This is a genomic window from Shimia aestuarii (assembly GCF_900114635.1).
Taxonomy (GTDB): Bacteria; Pseudomonadota; Alphaproteobacteria; order Rhodobacterales; family Rhodobacteraceae; genus Shimia; species Shimia aestuarii.
The window spans coordinates 248,050-267,584 of record NZ_FOTQ01000006.1 but is presented as its reverse complement, the minus strand read 5'-3'; the positions used below and the strand labels follow the sequence as shown (position 1 = coordinate 267,584).

The 19,535-nt window shown below is 57.6% G+C and carries 16 protein-coding genes; 12 read left to right on the top strand and 4 right to left on the bottom strand.

The window, feature by feature from the left end; translation table 11 throughout:
• The 12 genes from BMZ35_RS15150 to BMZ35_RS15100 form a co-directional block, all read left to right on the top strand.
• A partial coding sequence (locus tag BMZ35_RS15150; protein ID WP_131814392.1) for a VCBS domain-containing protein occupies positions 1-2,449 on the top strand: 2,449 nt, incomplete at its 5' end.
• A 496-nt stretch (positions 2,450-2,945) separates the two neighbouring features.
• On the top strand, positions 2,946-3,122 hold the full coding sequence (locus tag BMZ35_RS20640) for a Flp family type IVb pilin (protein WP_110680261.1): 177 nt from the start codon (positions 2,946-2,948) through the stop codon (positions 3,120-3,122).
• A 389-nt stretch (positions 3,123-3,511) separates the two neighbouring features.
• Entirely contained in the window at positions 3,512-4,321 is an 810-nt protein-coding gene (gene cpaB, locus BMZ35_RS15145) for a Flp pilus assembly protein CpaB (RefSeq protein ID WP_093094700.1), read from the top strand.
• An 8-nt stretch (positions 4,322-4,329) separates the two neighbouring features.
• Complete coding sequence (locus tag BMZ35_RS15140) at positions 4,330-5,877, top strand: pilus assembly protein TadG-related protein (protein WP_093094699.1); 1,548 nt, start codon at positions 4,330-4,332, stop codon at positions 5,875-5,877.
• 4 nt (positions 5,878-5,881) lie between these two features.
• Positions 5,882-6,394 carry a TadE/TadG family type IV pilus assembly protein gene (locus BMZ35_RS15135; RefSeq protein WP_093094698.1) on the top strand — a complete coding sequence of 171 codons (513 nt, stop codon included), beginning with the start codon at positions 5,882-5,884 and terminating at the stop codon, positions 6,392-6,394.
• Positions 6,391-7,050 (top strand): TadE/TadG family type IV pilus assembly protein, encoded by a 660-nt coding sequence (locus BMZ35_RS15130; RefSeq protein ID WP_093094697.1) that lies wholly within the window; start codon positions 6,391-6,393, stop codon positions 7,048-7,050. The genes BMZ35_RS15135 and BMZ35_RS15130 overlap by 4 nt, the downstream gene beginning before the upstream one ends.
• Positions 7,051-7,071: 21 nt before the next feature.
• Positions 7,072-8,289, top strand: coding sequence for a CpaE/TadZ family protein (locus BMZ35_RS15125; RefSeq protein ID WP_093094696.1), 1,218 nt, complete (start codon positions 7,072-7,074; stop codon positions 8,287-8,289).
• A 13-nt stretch (positions 8,290-8,302) separates the two neighbouring features.
• On the top strand, positions 8,303-9,697 hold the full coding sequence (locus BMZ35_RS15120; protein ID WP_242654818.1) for a TadA family conjugal transfer-associated ATPase: 1,395 nt from the start codon (positions 8,303-8,305) through the stop codon (positions 9,695-9,697).
• A gap of 3 nt (positions 9,698-9,700) precedes the next feature.
• Positions 9,701-10,672 (top strand): type II secretion system F family protein, encoded by a 972-nt coding sequence (locus tag BMZ35_RS15115; protein WP_093094695.1) that lies wholly within the window; start codon positions 9,701-9,703, stop codon positions 10,670-10,672.
• A gap of 12 nt (positions 10,673-10,684) precedes the next feature.
• On the top strand, positions 10,685-11,686 hold the full coding sequence (locus BMZ35_RS15110; RefSeq protein ID WP_093094694.1) for a type II secretion system F family protein: 1,002 nt from the start codon (positions 10,685-10,687) through the stop codon (positions 11,684-11,686).
• A gap of 239 nt (positions 11,687-11,925) precedes the next feature.
• A complete protein-coding gene (locus tag BMZ35_RS20635; protein ID WP_110680260.1) occupies positions 11,926-12,804 on the top strand; it encodes a helix-turn-helix transcriptional regulator in 879 nt (292 codons plus the stop codon).
• Positions 12,794-13,264 (top strand): A24 family peptidase, encoded by a 471-nt coding sequence (locus BMZ35_RS15100; protein ID WP_165610100.1) that lies wholly within the window; start codon positions 12,794-12,796, stop codon positions 13,262-13,264. Before BMZ35_RS20635 ends, BMZ35_RS15100 begins: the two co-directional genes overlap by 11 nt.
• Before the next feature lie 431 nt (positions 13,265-13,695).
• On the opposite strand, the gene BMZ35_RS15095 is transcribed toward BMZ35_RS15100, so the two are convergent.
• From BMZ35_RS15095 to BMZ35_RS15080, 4 genes are all read right to left on the bottom strand, one after another.
• A complete protein-coding gene (locus BMZ35_RS15095; protein WP_093094691.1) occupies positions 13,696-14,745 on the bottom strand; it encodes a 2-oxoacid:ferredoxin oxidoreductase subunit beta in 1,050 nt (349 codons plus the stop codon).
• Positions 14,745-16,625 carry a 2-oxoacid:acceptor oxidoreductase subunit alpha gene (locus tag BMZ35_RS15090; RefSeq protein WP_093094690.1) on the bottom strand — a complete coding sequence of 627 codons (1,881 nt, stop codon included), beginning with the start codon at positions 16,623-16,625 and terminating at the stop codon, positions 14,745-14,747. The genes BMZ35_RS15095 and BMZ35_RS15090 overlap by 1 nt, the downstream gene beginning before the upstream one ends.
• The gene (locus BMZ35_RS15085; RefSeq protein ID WP_093094720.1) at positions 16,622-18,421 is read right to left on the bottom strand and encodes an FAD-dependent oxidoreductase; all 1,800 of its coding nucleotides are present in this window, start codon (positions 18,419-18,421) and stop codon (positions 16,622-16,624) included. Before BMZ35_RS15085 ends, BMZ35_RS15090 begins: the two co-directional genes overlap by 4 nt.
• A gap of 206 nt (positions 18,422-18,627) precedes the next feature.
• Positions 18,628-19,527 carry a 2-dehydro-3-deoxygalactonokinase gene (locus BMZ35_RS15080; protein WP_093094689.1) on the bottom strand — a complete coding sequence of 300 codons (900 nt, stop codon included), beginning with the start codon at positions 19,525-19,527 and terminating at the stop codon, positions 18,628-18,630.
• Positions 19,528-19,535 lie beyond the last annotated feature (8 nt).

Below are 19,535 nucleotides of genomic sequence, written 5' to 3'. Positions count from 1 at the left end.
AAATGACAGCGCCGTCATCTCCGGCGACACCGACGCAACACTGGCCGAGAACACACCCGCCGTCAGCGGCAACCTCGACCATGCCGATCCCGACAGCGCCGATCCCGACGACCTCTTCCAGCCCGTCACGACCGCAACCGCCTCCGACCAGGGATACGGCACCTTTACCGTCTCCGCCGCCGGCCTCTGGACCTACCTGCTCGACAACACAAACCCGCTGGTCGACGCCCTCTCCCCCGGAGAGACCCTCACCGACAGTTTCACCGTCCTCACCGGCGACGGCACCCCACAGATCGTCACCATCACCATCACCGGCACAAATGACGCGCCTCGGATCACGTCTTCGAGTGATGACGCATCCGGTTCAGTCACTGAAGGCTCCGAAACGACATCAACGTCTGGCAATCTCTCTGCCTATGATCCGGACAATGGATCGTCGGTTACGTGGACGGGTTCGGCTGCCGGCCTATATGGTGCGTTTGTCATCGCCGCCAATGGGGACTGGAAGTACTCGCTCGACAACACTTTGGCAGACAGCCTTCCGGGAGGCGCGGTCGTCACCGAAACCTTCACGGTCACGGTAACTGACAATTATGGGGCAACGGCTGAGCAGGATGTCGTCATAACGGTGTTCGGAACCAACGACGCGCCTATCCTCGCGTCCGAAGTGATCGTCCAGGTTGCACCCGGTGACAGCGTAACCGGCACTTTGACTGCCACTGACCCTGACAGCAGCGGACCGCTGACATTTACTCAAGGTGGACTGACCCCCGCGAATGGCTCGGTGACGATCGATACAAACGGCAATTTCACATACACACCGACACAAGGCTTTCTGGGAATTGACCGCTTTGAATACACCGTAACCGATCCCGAAGGCGGAACGAGCACGTCGATTGTAACGATTGAGGTCATTCAAACGTCGGGAGGTGGCGATGATGATAAGGCTGTTTCACTCGACATATCCCTGGATGCAACGCCGGACGGGCCGGCTGGAGCCGTAAATGTCGGCGTAACTCCGGTGGATGCTACAGCGATCAATCTCGTCTTTGCGCTTGACCGGTCAGGCAGCATCGGCGCAACAGGCTGGGCGGAACAGACTGAAGCGGTCGCCAGCGCCATAGAGCAACTCGCCGAGCAATTCAAAGGGTCGGCCACGTCGGTCGATATCAAGATTATCACATATGCGACCGATGTTACTTCGCTTGATACCTACGATCTTCTTGATACGACCCTTCCCGATACGGTCCGCGCTTTACCATACACCAGGGGTTTGACGAACTGGACAGGCGCGCTGACAGAAGCCAAGTCTTTCTTCGATGGTGAACCCACGGACGAGTCGAACTTCCTGTTCTTTATCACGGACGGAGATCCGACGTCCGGCGGCTGGCAAACGGTGCTGGCCGACCTGAAGGATGTCGCCGAGAACGGATACACGGTGAACATTGAAGCATTCGGAATCGGGGATTCGGTCAATTTCACCAATCTCCTGGAATTCGATCCAACTCCGGTCCAACTTAATTCTCCAACCGACCTTCTGGATGCGTTGACAGAAACACCGGTTTTTTCACCCGAATTGGTGACATTCGAACTGACGCTTGAGGTGGATGGTGTCGATTTCGGCGTCATTGCCGATATCTCAAGCCCGGCGCTTGTTGCAGACGGGTTGGGTTATATTTTCGCACTGGCGGAGATTCCCGGATTGGCGGACTTGCTCGGCGACTCGAACCGCTTCAGCGTCCTCGTCGGCTTCGATCTTGACGGCGATCCCAGCACAACCGAAGTATCCTTGTTTGCCACCGAGGTCGTTTCTGCGAGCGACAGTTCCGTCACCCTCGTCGGATTAAACGAAAGCGACTTGTTGGTCGGCAGTGATGAAACCGACGATATTTCGGGTGCGGGCGGGAATGACATCCTGATGGGTTTCGGCGGCGATGACCTTCTGGATGGAGGCACAGGCGCGGACACGGTCTTTGCAGGCGCCGGGGACGACAGGCTTATCATTGGCGACATCCCATTGGCGATGGAACGGCTTGATGGCGGTGAAGGGCGCGATGTCCTTGATGTCGACATCGCCGGTGATCTTGGTTCGGATCTTCTTCCGACCCTGTCACTAAAGGATATCGAGGCGATTGACATGCAAAACGGCCTCGTGAACCAACTTGAGCTGTCACTCAGCGATATCGTCGACCTGTCCTCTACCGCCGACACACTTCTCGAGTCCCTCCTTGCGGCAGCCCTACCCGAAAGCGCGATGGTCTATGGCGACGGTGGAGATACCCTGACATTGCTGAACGGCGTAGATGGGGCTTTCCAACATGCAGCTGGCAAGTCCGTCGATGATGGCGAAGGCAACCTGTTCGAAATTTACGAATATGTCTCGGGTGGAAGCATACTTGCAACGATTGCCATTGATGAAGACATTCTCGTTACGACGGCCCCGCCATAGGTTTGAGAACGAGGGCCAATGGTCAGAGGTTTCTTAGACAGCGGCAATCAGGGCGGCACCACTGCCTCATTTCTCAATCGCACCTGGATTCATTTGATCAGGTATTGAAAAGAACTATCCCGAGATGCCTGAATTCGGACGGGGACCAACGGTGTGACCTGAGCCCCTGGATATCTTCCAGTTTTCTGGAAACCCCGCACAATCGCTCCCATGCGCTCCCGACAAATGACTCTGACGAGGTGGCGAAGATTCGAGGCTTAGGTCAGGGTCAGATTTGGGCGAAATAGAATCAGTTTGCGGGCGGTTTCCCGGCGGAAATTGGGCCAAATCATGGCGAAGACAAAAGAAAAACAACTTTAGCGTGCATTCTTCATACCTTTGGACGACGCGGCCGGCGCGAGCATAGGTTTAGCTGGTTAACAGGCCTTTAAAGACTCTGAAGGGCCGTGTCGCCGCTGAATTTCTTGCGGCAAAACGCAGACCACAGGAGAAAGTTATGCGTAATTTTATTGAATACACCGTTGGCCGCTTCATCAAAGATGAACGTGGTGTAACCCTCGTCGAATACGGCATTGCAATCGCTCTGGCCATTACGGTTGGTGGCGGTGCCCTTGCTGCCTTGGGCGTAAGCATTGGCGGTTCCATGGGGACTGCTGGCGGTCTGATGCCCTAAGACGCGCACTGATTTCCAGAGCACAACCACCGCGGGGGCGTCCCGCTCCCGCGGTGGGCAATCACAGCACCGATGCTAGGGAACATCGAAATCGCATGCGTCTGGTGAATGTCAGGACGACTTAGCCGAAAAGAGCGCTTCTCAAGTCCGCAAAGATGGGAATTGCGCGTATCTGGCCAAAGACGAAAATGCGTTCACCTTGGCCCAAGCTGCCGTCGATACACGTTTCGCGAATTCCGCCTTTGCAGACGATCTCGAAAATGAACCCGAGGGCACAAGAATTTCAAGTTAAGCATTCGGTTCCAACAACTTCGCGTCCCTACTGCCAGCCGTGTGCGATCCCATTCCCTATTCGCACGACGGATCCATCATTTTTTTTGGAGGTACCAATGAGACTTTCCGCCTTGTTTACCGCATTTGCAGGTCTCGCCGTCGCAGGTGGGTCCGTCTATTTTGCCCGGGATTACCTCGCCGTCGATCTGGCGCAGGCGCAGGTATCCGAAGATGACAGAACCGTTTCGGTGATTGTCGCCAGCAGGGACGTCAAGTTTGGTGAAGCCATCACCCCCCAGATGCTGACAACGATCAACTGGCCTCGGGAAGCCGTACCCGAAGGCGTGTTTCACGCCAGCCTGGACTTGCTTCCTGCAGAGGGTCAGGACCCACGTCGCGCACGTCGGCAGATCACCCAAGGCGATCCCCTTCGCAAAGCGACTATCTCCGGCTTCGGCGAAAAGGTGACGATCGTCCAAACACTTTCGCCCAATACCCGTGCCATGGCGATCAAGGTGGACGCAGAAACCGCCGTTGGTGGTTTCGTCACCCCCGGTGACCGCGTTGACGTGGTCTTGACCCAGGGGCGCAACGAAAGCCTGCGTGCCGTAACCATTCTTCAAAACATCCGCATCATCGGTGTCGATCAGGAATCCAACGAGCTGAACGAAACGCCCGGCATCGCCCGCACGGTGACTGTTGAAGTGACTGCGGTGCAAGGCCAGCGCCTTGCCCTGGCCCAGAAGGCCGGCACACTCAGCCTCTCGCTGCGCGCTCTGGAAGACGAGCGGGACGTCAACCTCGAGACCACGCGTCTGAGCGACTTGTTGTACGACTCGCCGACCCCCGAAAAACTGTCGAAGCCGCGCCCGATTATTCGTGTGCGCCGGGGCGGCACGGACATCACCGAAATTCCGGTGAATTGAGATCGACGATGCGCCATCTGTCCCAAATATCGAAGCTCTATCGCTCGGAAGAAGGCGGCGTGCTCGCCTTCTGGGGCGTCTGCCTCGCAGTGCTTCTGGGCTTGGTGGCGTTGTCCTTCGATTTCGGTCGTTTGGCCATCACACAAACCGAACTACAGTCATTCGCGGACAATGTGGCGCTGGCTGCCGCCGGTGAGCTTGACGGAAGCGGGGATGCCATTGACCGCGCAACCCTTGCCGCAGCCGAACTGATCACGGATCACCAGACTTTCGCCAGCGGCGACCAAACGCTGTCTGGTGCATCCGACTACACGCTGACTTTTCTCGCTTCGCTTCCTGATGATGACAGCGCCACACCCACCGACGTGACCGCTGATCCGGCCGATGCCGCATTTGTACAGGTTACCGTTGCGACTCGTACCGTGGACCTCACATTCGGAGCCGCCTTTTCGGCACTGACGAACCAGGCTGCCATGCGCAACACAACAAGCGCCACAGCCGTCGCGGGCTTTGTTTCATATGCATGTGATGTGACCCCGATGATGTTCTGTATCCCGTCAACAAATTGGAGTGCGGACGCGCATGTCGGCGAAATGGTCCAGCTTCGCGCGGGTGGTCAGGGTTCGGGATGGGCACCGGGCGCCTTCGGTTTCCTCGACCCCTCCAAAGTGCTCGTTGATACAGACGGGCCATGCCAGGGTCTGACCGGTGGCAATCTGGACCGATGCCTGATCGGAGCCGCCGGGCCGATCACTCAGTGTTTCAGCAAGCGCGGTGTCGACATCGAGCCCGGTCAAAAGACAGGCAGCCTCGAAGCCGCCATCAACACCCGGTTCGACATGTTCAATTCCACAATGAATGGCGCAAAAAACGACGCAAACTATGCGCCGGCCCCGAATGTCATCAAGGGAATTGTGCCGTCAAGTGCGGGGTCTTGTATCGGAAACAACGAAGCCGTTTCCTCCAACACAATCGGGCTCCCGCGCGACACCTGTTTTGCAAATGGCACCTGTAACAGCGTCAACGGTGGCCAAGGTTCCAGATTTGGCAACGGAACCTGGGACAGGCACAGCTATTTCGCAACCAACTATGCACCCTTCGACGGAACCGTCCCGGCAGCGATCCAAGCGTGGCTGACGATGCATTCCGTGCATCCGGCACAGCCCACGCGATACGAAGTCTATCGCGCAGAAATCGCGGCGGCAGGCGACATCCTGACCGGAGACGTTGACGGGAATGGCTACGACGGTCTGCCGATCGCCGAGTCCGGGCGCCCGATCTGCAATATGCAAAGCAATCCGGACTCCGACTACTCGCGCCGCATAATCGTCGCCGCCGGCGTCAATTGCGGTGCTCCGAACAATATCAGCGGCGCAGCCACCAATGTTCCTGTCGAGGAATACGTGAAAATTTTTCTGACCGAACCGGCCAGCAATGACGGCTCGGGCAACAGCTTCACGATCTGGGGTGAAATCATTGGTTCGGCTGGTGGCGACGGCAGCGGCATCGTCGAAGACGTTGGCGTCTTCCGCGACGCCATCCAGCTTTACAGGTGATGTCATGACTTTGAGCACCAAAGCTATCACGAAAACTTTCCGTCGCTTTCGCCGCGACGAACGTGGCGCGGCACTTGTTGAACTTGCAATTTCCTTGCCGCTCTTGTTGCTGGTTTTTGCGGTGATCATCGAAGGTGGACGGCTATTCTGGTCATACCAGATGACAGCCGCCGGGGTACGCGACGCGGCACGATATCTTGCGCGCGTTGCAGATGCAGACTCGTGCACTTCGGGGAGCAACCTCGCCACATTCACGGATAAAATGACCGAGATCGTCCGCAAGACGGCCACTGGCAACAGCCTTCTGCCAAGCTCAATCACTGTAACATCCGTAACACCACAGCTGCAGTGCGTCCCCGGAGGATTTCGCATTTCTCCGGTCCCTATCGCCCAGGTCACGGCCACGATCGAAGTGACTTTCCCCTTCAGCGGCGTGTTCGGGCTGATGGACGGGCTTGATGATCTCGCCACGATCACAACGACCGTGACCGACCAAAGCAGGGTTTTCGGGATATGACACGCCAAAAGAAAACACGAGCCTGCACAGCCGCCAAGTTGCGCGGTTTCTGGAAGGACGAAAGCGCGGCAATGTTGGTCGAATACGGTCTGTCGATCGCCCTGATGATCTTCATTCTTTTCGGCATTATTGATTTTGGGCGCCTGGCTTTCCACTACGTTTCCGCCGAAAAATTCGTGCAGCATGCCGCAAGGATTGCCGCAGTGCGCCCTGCGGCCTGCGCCGGTGTCCCACAGACGCATACGCGCGGCACCGCAGGAGATGGCCCCCGCTATGGCACTTCCTGCCGCGCCGGCGCGGATATCTGTGCAAACCCGGGACCATTCATTTGCACAGCAACCCCGGATGACCCCACCTCCGCAGAAGTCTGGGCCTTTCTAGAGGCCGTTCTGCCGAACGATGCGACCATGAGCAACGTTGTGTTCCGGTATGATCATGATCCCGACCTCGGGTTTCTTGGGGGGCCATATGTCCCGCTTGTCACCGTTGAGTTGAACGGACTGACATTCGACTTCATTGCCCCTCTCAGCGAACTTGCGGCGATGATCGTGGGGCAAGCCACGACCATGACCGAATCCCTTGGTGGCAGCATCAACTTCCCAGCACTGAGCGCAACCGTTCCCGGAGAAGACCTCGGCCTGGGAACAAACGGATAAAGATTCGAAAGGATAGGATCCATGAAGACCGACAACCATTCGATCATCCTGATCTCAAATGATGAGGGCGTCACACGCGCCGTTGGCGAAGCGCTGGCGGACGTCAACGATGTGAGCCTTGACGTCCAGGCGGGCACCTTGTCCTCGGTCAATGGCGCGGCCGTTCAGATGATTGAGCAGAACAATCTTGTCGTGTTCAAGCTTGGCGCGGACACCGACCGCCATGCCGTAACTTTCCTGCGCGACAAGGTCGGCTCGCGCGGCACGCTTCTCGCGCTCAGCGACGGCAGCATTTCATTGGCCGAGGCCATGGAACTCAAACAGACGGGAATCGACGAGATTCTCCCTTTCCCGATCTCTCGGGACGTTCTGAGCAAGCAACTCCTGGATCTGTCCGGGTATCGCACGCAACTTCCTGCGCTGATGGACGCCGAAGGCGCCCCAAGGATGGGGCACGTCATCCCCGTGCTTCCGGTCCGGGGCGGCACCGGCGCCACGACAGTCGCGATCAACCTGGCAGACGCCCTGCAGGACAAGTCGGGACTTCGGCGCAAGACGGCAAAAAACCGCGTTGCGCTTGTCGATCTCGATGTCCAGTTCGGCACAGTTTCAAGTGCCCTTGATCTCAGCCCTTCTGATGTTTTCCTGCGGCTTGCCAGCGAACAGATAGACCTTGATGCGACCTACCTGTCACAGTCCATGCAGGCGCACGAATCCGGTCTTGATGTCCTCTCTGCGCCAGCGAAATTCCTGCCAATCGAGGCTCTGGAACGTACGCAGATCGACCAACTCGTCGGGCAACTCCAGCGCAGCTACGACTATGTTGTCATCGACATGCCGCGCACCTTGGTTGACTGGAATGACCCAATCCTCTCCCGTGCTGCGCGATTGCTGATGGTATCGGATACCACCGTTCCTTCGATCCGTCAGGCACATCGCCTGATGGAGTTTTTCTCCGAAGTGCGCCTCGACCTGCCAATCGACATGGTCATTTCGCGCGAAAAGAAACCGTTGGTTTCGCCCCGTCATCACGTAGAGGCGCAAAAAGTACTTGAGCGGCCGCTCAAGTACTGGTTGCCCGATGATCCGCGGCACACCCGAGCCGCCTTGGACCGGGGGGAACTGCTTTCCAAGGCCGCAAACAGCGCCCCCTTGACCAGAGCAATCCGCAGAATGGCAAAGACCATTCTGACCGAGACGCAAGATACCCAAACTACAAGCGCTGCGCGCAAAAACTGAAAGGACTCAGGTCGTGTTCAACAATTTCAGCAAGTCCAAGGTCGAAAAGCAAGATCGTGTCGTAGTCCTGCCCACAGCGAGCAATGCTGCCGCCCAACCAAACAATGTTCTCGCAAATCTACATCGCGAAGACACCGAGCTCACGAAATGGCTCGACCTGAAGACCCGTCTGCACGAAGCGCTGCTTGATCGTCTCAACCTTTCGGTGGTCGACAAAGTCGAACCGGACGTTTTGCGCCGTGAAGTTGCCGTTGCGGTCGGTGAATGGTTGAAAGAATCCGGCGAACCCCTGAGCGGATCGGATTTCAACCGCCTGATCGACGAACTCCTGCACGAGCTGCTTGGCTTTGGCCCGCTCGAACCGCTTTTGGCAGATCCGACGGTGAACGACATTCTGGTCAACGGTCATCAGGATGTTTTTGTTGAAAGGTTCGGTGTTCTTGAACCGACATCCATTCGGTTCCGCGATGAAAAGCATCTGGTGCGCATCATTGACAAGATCGTCAGCCGGGTTGGCCGGCGCGTCGACGAAAGCCAACCCTGGGTGGATGCCCGTCTTGAAGACGGCAGCCGGGTGAACGCGATCATCCGTCCCTGCGCCATTGATGGACCTTCCTTGTCAATTCGGAAGTTCTCGGCCCAGCCACTGACCATGGAAAACCTGATTGAGACCGGGGCACTTTCCGAACAGGCCGCCACCCTTTTGAATGCTTTGGTCGAGGCGCGCATGAATATCCTTATTTCCGGCGGCACCGGCTCAGGAAAAACGACGATGTTGAATGCTCTCTCATCCTTCATCAATGAACGCGAGCGGATCGTCACCATCGAGGATGCCGCTGAACTCCAGCTGCAACAACGCCATGTAGTACGCCTCGAAACCCGCCCACCCTCACCGCAAGGAAATGGCGCAGTCGGTCAGCGCGAGCTTGTGCGGAACGCACTCCGCATGCGTCCGGACCGTATCATCGTTGGCGAGGTTCGGGGTGCCGAAACCTTTGATATGTTGCAAGCGATGAACACCGGTCACGATGGCTCGATGACAACCGTGCACGCAAATTCCGCCCGCGACGCAATCAGCCGCCTGGAACAGATGGTCACGATGATGGGTGTTGACTTCCCGATTGGAACAATTCGGGCCCAAATCGCATCGGGGCTGCATTTTGTCGTGCAATTGTCCCGGCTTTCCGACGGCAAGCGGCGCGTCATGAGCATTTCCGAGATCACAGGCATGGAAGGCGATGTGTTGTCCATGCAGGATGTCTTCGTGTTTCGCCGCGAAGGGCGTTCCGAAACGGGCGAGGTCCTGGGGCGGTTCATTCCAACGGGCGTACGCCCGAGGTGCATGGACCGCTTGCTGGCAGCAGGGATCAACTTGGACCCGCAGGCGTTTCGCGCCACGGAGGTTTGAGCAATGGATGATTTTCTGACAACCGATGTTCTCAACTACATGGTCTATGCGGGAACCTTCCTCGGCATCCTGTTGGTTGTGACCAGTGTGTTTCAACTGGCGCAGCGCGGTGAAACAAGAACCGAAGCGCGCAATCGCAGGATGCAGATGATCGACAACGGGGCCGACATCGAAGAAATCCTTTCGGTGCTCAAACCCTCTCGAACAACAGGAATATGGGTGAAACTACCGCTGTTGCGCGATTTGCCCAACATGCTGGCCCAAGCGGGAATGACCATACATGTGTCCCGTTTTCTATTCCTCTGCAGTCTTGCCTCAGCCACGATCTTTGGCTTCGCTTCGGTCGCCCTGCCACCGGCCACGGCAGCATTGACTGGCCTCGGCCTGGGATTTTTGACTCCGCTGCTCGTGGTAAAGGCACGTCGCGACGCGCGTATGAAAAAGCTGGTCGAGCAGCTGCCCGATGCGCTTGACTTGATGGCGCGCGGGTTGCGTGTTGGCCACCCTCTCAACATCTCGATCGGCTCGGTGGCCGCCGAGATGCCCGAACCAATCGGGACCGAATTCGGGATCATTTTCGATCAAATAAGCTTCGGTGACGATCTGCCCGACGCCGTTCAGGAATTCGCCGACCGCGTCGGTTTGGAAGATGTACAATATCTTTCCGCAAGCATCGGCATCCAGCACGGAACTGGTGGCGATCTGGCGCGAGTTATCACAATTCTTGCAAAGGTCATCCGGGGTCGGCTGACGATGCGGCAAAAAATTCAAGCGATTTCATCCGAAGGTCGCCTGACAGCCATTTTCCTTTCCGCACTTCCGGTTCTGATATTCGCATTCACAAACATTACCAACCCGACCTACTTCGGTGGCGTTCGCGAGGATCCGCTCTTCATCCCGATGATGGCAACGATTGCCGCTCTGACAGGTCTCAATTTCCTTGTCCTGCGCAAAATTGTGCACTTCCGCGTCTAAGGAGATCCCGAAATGGAACAGTATCTTTCTTTAATTTCCACAGGTTTCAGTATCTCACCGGACTTGCTGGTTCTCGCTGGAGTGGGCATTGGCGCCGCTGTGTTTTTTGTCTCCCTGGTCGTTGCCATTGGCCAACGAAACCCCGCGGCCGAACGCATTGCAAACACCCGACTGGCCAAGGCAGACGCGCGGTTCCAAAAAGGGTTGTTGCGCGAAACGGTAAAAACGCCCAAGGGGATCCTTAGAGCCGCACTGCCGAGCGACGAAGAACAACAGTACAAGATTGAGCAAAAATTTCGTCACGCGGGTTACACCTCACCCCACACCTTGCGGATTTACACGATGGTCCGGATCGGTTTGGGCGTCATCCTGCCGCTCCTATTCGTCTTTCTGGTTGTCGCATCGAAAACTCCGGGAATTCCCTTGCCCGACGTCGTGGCCCAACAACTGCTCGACCTCAGCCGCTTCAACGTGATCCAGATTGTTGCCGTTACGGTGGCTGCCGGCTACTACCTCCCTGCGATCTGGTTGGATGGGCGGGTCAAGGAACACCAGCTTCGCATCACCGAGAGCTTCCCCAACGCGCTCGATCTGCTGCAAGTTGCCATCGAAGCAGGGCTCGGATTTGATGCGGCAATGACGCGCGTCGCCAATGAGCTTGCCAGTGTCTCCCCCGAAATCGCATTCGAGTTTCTCACGGTCCAACATCAGGTCAACGCCGGCCGCCGTCGGGAAGAGGCGCTTCAAGCCATGGCGCGCAACACCGGGGTCGATATGGTTCGCTCCTTTACCACGGTTGTCGTGCAGTCGATGCAGTTCGGGACAAGCATGGGCGAAGCATTGACGACATACGCCCAGGAAATGCGGGTCGCGCGCGAATTGAAGGCGCAGGAAATGGCAAACAAGCTGCCCGTCAAAATGTCGGCGGTACTTGCCTCCCTGATGCTACCCGCTGTCGTCATGGTCACGATCGGCCCGGTTGTGATTCGCTATATCCGGGTTTTTTCGGGATAAGGCGGCGCGCGCACTTCAATTGATAGTTGCCCGCATTGTTGACCCATCAAGCAATATGCGGGGCAAAAACAGAAGAGTGTTTCGAGTTTCAATCATAAACAAACGCAAATCTGGCTACTTTGTGGCGGAAATTTGACTGCGCCCGCCCAAACATCGTTGAGTCTCCTTGGTGGGGGTGCGTATCGGCGCTGGGGCAATTTTCTCCAGGGGCGGTGCAATATCCTTGGGACTTTGTTTGGATGTATGGAAAAGGTATTTATTCAGCTGCCGACCATCCGGAAAGAACGGTAGGTACATACTGCATCGAGGCCGTGGCCTCTTGGTGTCAGGCGGTACAGGGCGGCATCCGTCTTACGGATGCTCTCAAAAAAATATGTGACGCGTTTGGTGGTGAACTTGCTGCAGTGACCCGCATCGACCACTCGATACATGTCGATCGGACTGCAAGTACACGTATCGTGGCTTTTGATCGTCGGGCCAATCTCGCGAGCGATATTTCCGGGTATCGTGTTCCCTGCGCCAAAATGGTCTGCGGCGAATATTTTTCCGCGGCAAAAATTGGGTCGGTTTGGCACGCCCACGTTTCTGATTTTGGGCAACAGAACCGAATTTCGCGTCCCTTGGTTCAACGACGACTGGTCGAATCCATTGTCATCCCGCTGGCTCATCACGCGAACAGCAGTGACTTTCTGGAAATGCATTTTCCGTCGGCGGTACACGCGGCGAAATTGGACAACCTCGAACTGATTGGAGCAACTCTCGCAACTGCGTGGAAATCAAGGAGCATGGGTCTGTTGGTAAAAAACTGTCATCGTAACGCACATTCCGATCTATTGGCCGATGCAAAATCTGGCGAAAACACCGATCTTCTTGCGGTGGACAATCCTTGCAGGCTTAGCAGAGCCGAATACCGCGTTTGCGTTCTTCTCAGCTCGGGGCTGAATAACGAAGCCATTCTTGATGAATTGTCCATTGGTATTTCGACGCTGCGAACGCATCTCCGCAATATCTACGCGAAAACCGAAACGGCTTCGCAACCCGAGCTGTTGCAGCGGCTCATGCTGCATGCCGCACCAGGGAGAACTCTCCAATCTTGGGGAGAACGAAATGTCGCCTGATGTGTTGCTCCTTTTGCTTCTGGTTCCGTTGCTGGCCTACATGGCCGCAAGCGATGTCAAACACATGCGCATTCCGAATTGGCTGGTCCTGTGCATGGTTGCGGTCTTTGCAATCTTCGCGCCATTCATGCTGAACACGGATGAAATCATCTTGCGCGCCGGTATCGCTACGGCTGTGTTGGTGTTCGGCTTTGTTGCCTTCATCCTCGGGCTTGTCGGCGGAGGAGATGTCAAGGCGATTGCCGCATTGATGCTCTTTGTGCCCGCAAACTCAATCTCGATCGCACATTTCGCATTCACGTTGTCAACCACGATGTTGATCGGCATTGCGATCATCCTCATCGCGCGCCGCTGCGTCGATACCTCCAATTCCAACTATGTCAGCCTCACCGTTGGACGAGGGTACCCGATGGGGCTCTCCATTGCTTTGGCAGGCATCATTTTCCCTGCTGTTCTTTAGAACGGCTGCTATTGCGTGGCCCTCCATTCAAACGGAGTCTTTTCTTTCCCGATACGAGGCACAGGTAGACAACTCCAGACGGTTTTCATGCCCTGCAGGAAATGCGAAGGCGTGACAGCCACCAAGATGTTTGGCTTCACGGGTGTGTTTCCACTCCGGAAGATCCCTGCCTCCAAACAGTTTGCTCCAGGACCGCACGTCGGATCAAAAACACGATATTCGTGAATCGCACCGTGCCGATCCGTTGCGCGCACGCCGCGTTAACTCCAGCTGTTTCGCAAAAACCGCAAATCCATACCGACGCAATACCGACGTGAAACCGACGCTTTACCGAAGGCCCGATACCCAACAAAACAAGGTGTTAAGAAACGATTCGGCGCGCGAAGCCACCCCGCCCCGCGCGCCGCTGTTTTCAATCGTTAACGGATGCCCTAGCGCAGCCCCTCGTTGATCGACTTCAGCACCTTGGAGCCCGGACACAGCTCGTCCTTGCCCAGCTCGTTCAGGGGCCGGGTCGCGAGGTTCAGGTTCTGGTTCAGGTCCTGCGAATCCGGGTCCAGATACAACAGCCCGGTCAGGATCCTCCCATCCGCATGCGCCTGCTGCACCACGTCCATCGCCGCGCGCCGGTCATTGGCCTTATAGGTCGCATCCGCCTTTTTAAGATGGATCGCAGACCCGTCATGCAGCGTCACCGCCTGTGTTGTACCCTCGGCATATTGCGTCGTGATCTCCTCGCGCATCGGCACGAAATCCAGCGGCATCGCATCAAGATGTTCGCGCGTCTCGGCGTAGCTCTTGGTCGAGCCAACATGGTTGTTGAAGGTCACACAAGGGCTGACCACGTCGATAAAGGCAAAGCCCTTATGCGCCATCGCCGCGCGGATCAGCGGTTCCAGCTGCCCCTTGTCCCCCGAGAAAGAGCGCGCCACAAAGCTCGCCCCCTGCAACAGCGCCAGCGCGGCAAGGTCGATCCCGTCAAACGGGTTCACCGCACCGCCCTTGGCAACCGACCCGAGGTCCGCCGTCGCACTGTCCTGCCCCTTGGTCAGGCCGTAACAGCCGTTGTTGGCGACGATATAAGTCATGTTCACATTGCGGCGGATCAGGTGGATGAACTGCCCCATCCCGATCGAGGCCGTGTCCCCATCGCCCGACACCCCGATATAGGTCAGGTCCCGGTTGGCTAGGCTCGCCCCCGTCGCCACCGACGGCATCCGCCCATGTACCGAGTTGAAACCATGGGATTTTCCAAGGAAATAGGTCGGCATCTTCGACGAACAGCCAATGCCGGAAACCTTTGCAATCCGGTGCGGCGGGATCGCGCTCTGGAAACAGGCATTGCGAATGGCCGCCGAGATGCTGTCATGCCCGCAGCCTGCGCACAGCGTCGAAATGGCCCCGTCATAATCGGCCACGGTAAAGCCCAGCTTGTTGGTCGGCAGGCGGGGATGGCGAAATTTCGGTTTGATATAAGACATCAGGCAGTCTCCCGTTTCAGGGGCACAATCTCGGCGCTCTTGGTCTTGAGCGCCTGTCGAATCTGCTGGGCAATGGTGCGCGCCGTGATCGGCGTACCGGAATAGTTCAGCACCGAGGTCAGCCGATCAGGTGCAATCTCGCATTCGTTCATGATCAACTGGCGCATCTGCCCGTCCCGGTTCTGCTCGATCACGAAGACCATGTCGTGATCGTGGATGAACTGATCGACATCCTGATGGAAGGGGAAGGCGCGGATGCGCATGGTATCAATCGGATACCCCTCGGGCGCGAGCATCTCGACCGCCTCATAAGCCGGTGACGCCGAGGTGCCAAAGAACAGCGCCCCCAGCCTGAGATCGGTCTTGGGCTTTTTCACCTTGATCGGCGGGTGCGTCTTGGGCTTGGGCACATAGGACTTTGCCGTCTCGAACTTGCGCAGCAAACGGTCCACGTTCTGCACGTAATCCTCGCCGCTCTCCGAATAGACCGCCATCTCGTTCTTGGACGACCCGCGGGTAAAGAAGGCGCCTTTCTCGGGGTGCGTACCGGGCAGTGTGCGATAGCAGATACCGTCGCCGTCCACGTCAAGGTAACGGCCCCATTTCTCAACGCTATCAAGGCCTTCGGCGTCCAGAACCTTACCCCGGTCCATCTCGTAACTGTCGTCCCACTCCAACGGCGGCGACATCCAGTCGTTCATGCCAAGATCAAGGTCCGACATCATGATGACCGGCGTTTGCAGACGTTCAGACAGGTCAAACGCCTGCACCGTCATCTCGAAACATTCCTGCGGCGTCGCCGGGAACAGCAGCACCTGCTTGGTGTCACCGTGGCTTGCATAGGCACAGGCGAGCACATCCGATTGCTGGCTGCGCGTCGGCATCCCCGTCGAAGGACCAGAGCGCTGCACGTTGATCAGCACGGCGGGAATTTCCGCAAAATACGCGAGCCCGAGAAACTCGCTCATCAGCGACACGCCGGGGCCAGAAGTGGCCGTAAAGGACCGCGCCCCGTTCCAGCTTGCGCCGATCACCATGCCCATCGCTGCGAGCTCATCTTCGGCCTGCACAATGGCAAAGTTTTTCTTGCCGGTGCCAGCATCAATCCGCATCCGCTCGGCATATTTGGCAAAGGCATCCACAACACTTGTCGAAGGCGTGATCGGATACCACGCGGCCACCGTCGCCCCGCCATAGATCGCGCCCAGCGCGGCGGCGGTGTTGCCGTTCATCAGAATATGCGGCGTTTCAAGGATATGCGGCGCGACGTTGCCCCCCGATTCCAACCGGATCGGTAACGGGCAGGCATAGTTCTCCTTGGCATACTGATAGCCCATCTCCAACGCATGCACGTTCGACGAGATCAGCTTTTCCTTGCCCTTGAACTGATCGTTCAAGAGATCCTTCAGCACCCGGAAATCAATATCCAGAAGCGCCGCCAGCGCTCCGACATACACCACGTTTTTCAACAGCTGTTGCAGACGCGGAACCGGGAATTCCTTCATGCACATCTCGGTCAGCGGGATACCAATGATGGTGATGTCATCCCGTTTCAGATGGTTGGCCAGAGGCTTGGTGCTGTCATAGAGGAAATACCCGCCCGGCTCGACGCTGGCGATGTCCTTCTCCATGCTCTGCGGGTTCACGCAGACCATCATGTCCACGCCACCCCGACGCCCCAGATACCCTTTCTTGCTCACGCGCACTTCGTACCACGTGGGCAGGCCCTGAATGTTGGACGGAAAGATATTGCGCGGGCTGACCGGGATACCCATGCGGAAAATCGCCTTGGCAAACAGGTGGTTGGCGCTGGCCGAACCGGTGCCGTTCACATTGGCGAATTTGACGACAAAATCGTTGATGCCCTTGATCTGTTTCATTCTGCCGCCTCCACCAGAACCGGGGCCGCCTTGGCCATCGTGTAATAGAATTTCTGCATGTCCCAAGCCGCCGTGGGGCACCGCTCGGCGCACAGTCCGCAATGCAGACACACATCCTCGTCCTTGACCATGACCTTGCCCGTGGCCAACTCACCGGACACATAGAGATCCTGCTCGGCATTCTCTGCCGGAACCAGCAGACTCTGTCGCAACTCGGGCTCCTCGGCATTCTCGACAAAGCTGATACAGCTTGTCGGGCAGATGTCGGTGCAGGCATCACATTCGATACAGGCCGAATCCGTGAACACCGTCTGCGCGTCACAGTTCAGGCAACGCTCGGCCTGCACGAATGCGGTCTCGACATCAAAGCCCAGCTCCACCTCAAGCGTTTTGCTCTTGAGCGCCTCTTCCAAAGCGACCAGAGGCACCGCCTCGCGTTTGTCGATCACGGGGATACTGTCATAGCTCCACTCGTGAATGCCCATTTTCTGGCTGACCAGCGTCACATGCGGTGCGGGGCGGTTCACCTCGGGGTTCTGCCCGTTGCAATACATGTCGATCGACACCGCTGCCTTGTGGCCATGCGCCACCGCGGTAATGATATTGGCCGGGCCAAAGGCGGAATCTCCGCCAAAGAACACCCGCTTGTTGGTCGACTGGAACGTCTCGTCATCATTGATGATCGGCGTCCCCCAACTGGTGAACCGAACCCCTGTCGATTTCTCGATCCACGGGAAAGCGTTCTCCTGACCGATGGCGATCAGAACGTCGTCGCACTCGACATAAACCAAATCTTCACCGGTTGGGACGAGACTGCGTTTACCTTCTGCGTCGTATTGCGCTTCGACTTTTTCGAATTTCATGCCGACCAGCTTGCCGTCTTTGACCACAAATTCCTTCGGAACGTGGTTGTCGAGAATCGGAATACCTTCGTGAATGGCGTCTTCCTTCTCCCAAGGGCTCGCCTTCATGTCCTCGAAGGGGGAGCGCACGATCACCTTGACGTCCTCGCCGCCCAAGCGGCGCGAGGTGCGGCAGCAATCCATCGCGGTGTTGCCCCCGCCAAGCACGATCACGCGCTTGCCGATGCTCTTGGTGTGTTCGAACGCGACACTCGACAGCCAGTCGATGCCGATATGGATGTTCTTGTCGGCTTCCTTGCGCCCTGGCAGGTTGGGCAGATCGCGGCCTCGCGGTGCGCCGCAGCCGACAAAGATCGCATCGTAATCCTGATCCAGGATGCTCTGCAGGCTATCCACGTATTTGTTGAAATGGGTGTGTACGCCCATGTCGAGCACATAGCCCACTTCCTCGTCCAGCACCTCGTCGGGCAGACGGAAGGCGGGGATTTGGCTCCGCATGAAGCCGCCCGCCTTGGCATGTTCATCGTAGAGATGCAGCTCGTAGCCAAGCGGCGCGAGGTCCCGCGCCACGGTCAGAGAGGCCGGGCCGCCCCCAATCAGTGCGACTTTCTTGCCGTTCTTCGGCCCCGCACCGGGCAAAAGACCCTTCACGTCGTCCTTGAAGTCTGCGGCGACCCGTTTCAGACGGCATATCGCCACAGGTTCTTCCTCGACACGTCCGCGGCGGCAGGCCGGTTCGCAGGGTCGGTCGCAGGTTCGCCCAAGAACACCGGGGAAAACGTTGCTTTCCCAGTTGATCATATAGGCATCGGTATAGCGCTCCTGAGCGATCAGCCGGATGTACTCGGGCACCGGCGTATGCGCCGGGCAGGCAAACTGGCAATCTACAACTTTGTGGAAATACTCAGGGTCTTGGATATCAGTCGGCTTCAAGGGGTCCTCCATCGCTCGACCCAAAACACGGGTCTGGCAGGGCCGCCGCGCGGTACACGACGGTACACACAGAAAGCGCCGAGAATGCCGGGCTGTAAAGATCAGAATTTCAAATCTGTCGGTTTTTTATCCAACTGCGACACTTTATTGCGCCAACAGTGCCTTGTCGGAGGGAGCAAAGGTCCAGCACGCGCCCACCTGACAGGTCAGTCGAGATCCATCAACGCCTGATACGCAACCCGCAATCCCGCGATCGTGGCCTCCTCGTCCGACATCTTCTCAACCGGGGCACCCTGTCGTTTCAGAGCCGCTTCGTAGCCCAAAGCAAGCGGCGTATCACCGATCACCGCAACGTGCTGCCCCAGCCAATAAGGGCGACTCGCCCCAAGCTCTGCCCCGAGAAAATACCCCGCCAACTTCACGGACAAAGCAGCGTCTTCCCCCTGGCCCAAAACCTTTTGCGCCCGCAAACCATGCAACCGGCTCGCCAGCGCCTCGGGGCGCGAAAGCGTCGCCTCCATCGCATCGATGAACACGTCGCCACCCCACCCGTCAGACGGCAACGGGCCCAGCGCCTCGGTCTTGCAAAGCTGCTCACAAAGTTCCCCGGTCAGAAACGCCTGAAAGCTGACCACCTCATCCGCGCTGACATGCGCCCATGTTGTTGCGCGCCCTACACAACAGATCACCCCGTCCCACGACGGATTGCGTGCCAGAAACCCGGCCACGCGGGTCTCATCGCCTTGGGTCACGTCGACGGGTCGCGCCTGCCGAAGTCCCGGAACCGCGAACAACCGAATGCGCGGATCGGACACGGGCACCAGCACCGGTTTGAGCGTCGCGGGTTTCACAGGCACGGCGGCAAAGGGCACCATTTGCGCCGCGCTCTGCACACGGGACAATCCGCTGACCAGAACACAGTTTGGCCCGCTCTCAAACCACCCGCCGATCAGTTCAAGCAACAAGCCTTCGAATGTCTCATCCGTATAACCATCCGGCGCCGCAACCTGCCGCACCGCGCCCGGAACGCGGTCGCCAGTGATCTGCCACGCCCGCATGACCGACGCCCCGATATCAACAGCGATCCAGCTTTCCTTGGCAGTCATGTCACGGC

Coding starts and splice junctions, on each gene's coding strand:
- BMZ35_RS20640 (WP_110680261.1), top strand. CDS start 2,946: ATGCGTAATTTTATTGAATACACCGTTGGCCGCTTCATCAAAGATGAA.
- cpaB (WP_093094700.1), top strand. CDS start 3,512: ATGAGACTTTCCGCCTTGTTTACCGCATTTGCAGGTCTCGCCGTCGCA.
- BMZ35_RS15140 (WP_093094699.1), top strand. CDS start 4,330: ATGCGCCATCTGTCCCAAATATCGAAGCTCTATCGCTCGGAAGAAGGC.
- BMZ35_RS15135 (WP_093094698.1), top strand. CDS start 5,882: ATGACTTTGAGCACCAAAGCTATCACGAAAACTTTCCGTCGCTTTCGC.
- BMZ35_RS15130 (WP_093094697.1), top strand. CDS start 6,391: ATGACACGCCAAAAGAAAACACGAGCCTGCACAGCCGCCAAGTTGCGC.
- BMZ35_RS15125 (WP_093094696.1), top strand. CDS start 7,072: ATGAAGACCGACAACCATTCGATCATCCTGATCTCAAATGATGAGGGC.
- BMZ35_RS15115 (WP_093094695.1), top strand. CDS start 9,701: ATGGATGATTTTCTGACAACCGATGTTCTCAACTACATGGTCTATGCG.
- BMZ35_RS15110 (WP_093094694.1), top strand. CDS start 10,685: ATGGAACAGTATCTTTCTTTAATTTCCACAGGTTTCAGTATCTCACCG.
- BMZ35_RS20635 (WP_110680260.1), top strand. CDS start 11,926: ATGTATGGAAAAGGTATTTATTCAGCTGCCGACCATCCGGAAAGAACG.
- BMZ35_RS15100 (WP_165610100.1), top strand. CDS start 12,794: ATGTCGCCTGATGTGTTGCTCCTTTTGCTTCTGGTTCCGTTGCTGGCC.
- BMZ35_RS15095 (WP_093094691.1), bottom strand. CDS start 14,745: ATGTCTTATATCAAACCGAAATTTCGCCATCCCCGCCTGCCGACCAAC.
- BMZ35_RS15090 (WP_093094690.1), bottom strand. CDS start 16,625: ATGAAACAGATCAAGGGCATCAACGATTTTGTCGTCAAATTCGCCAAT.
- BMZ35_RS15080 (WP_093094689.1), bottom strand. CDS start 19,527: ATGACTGCCAAGGAAAGCTGGATCGCTGTTGATATCGGGGCGTCGGTC.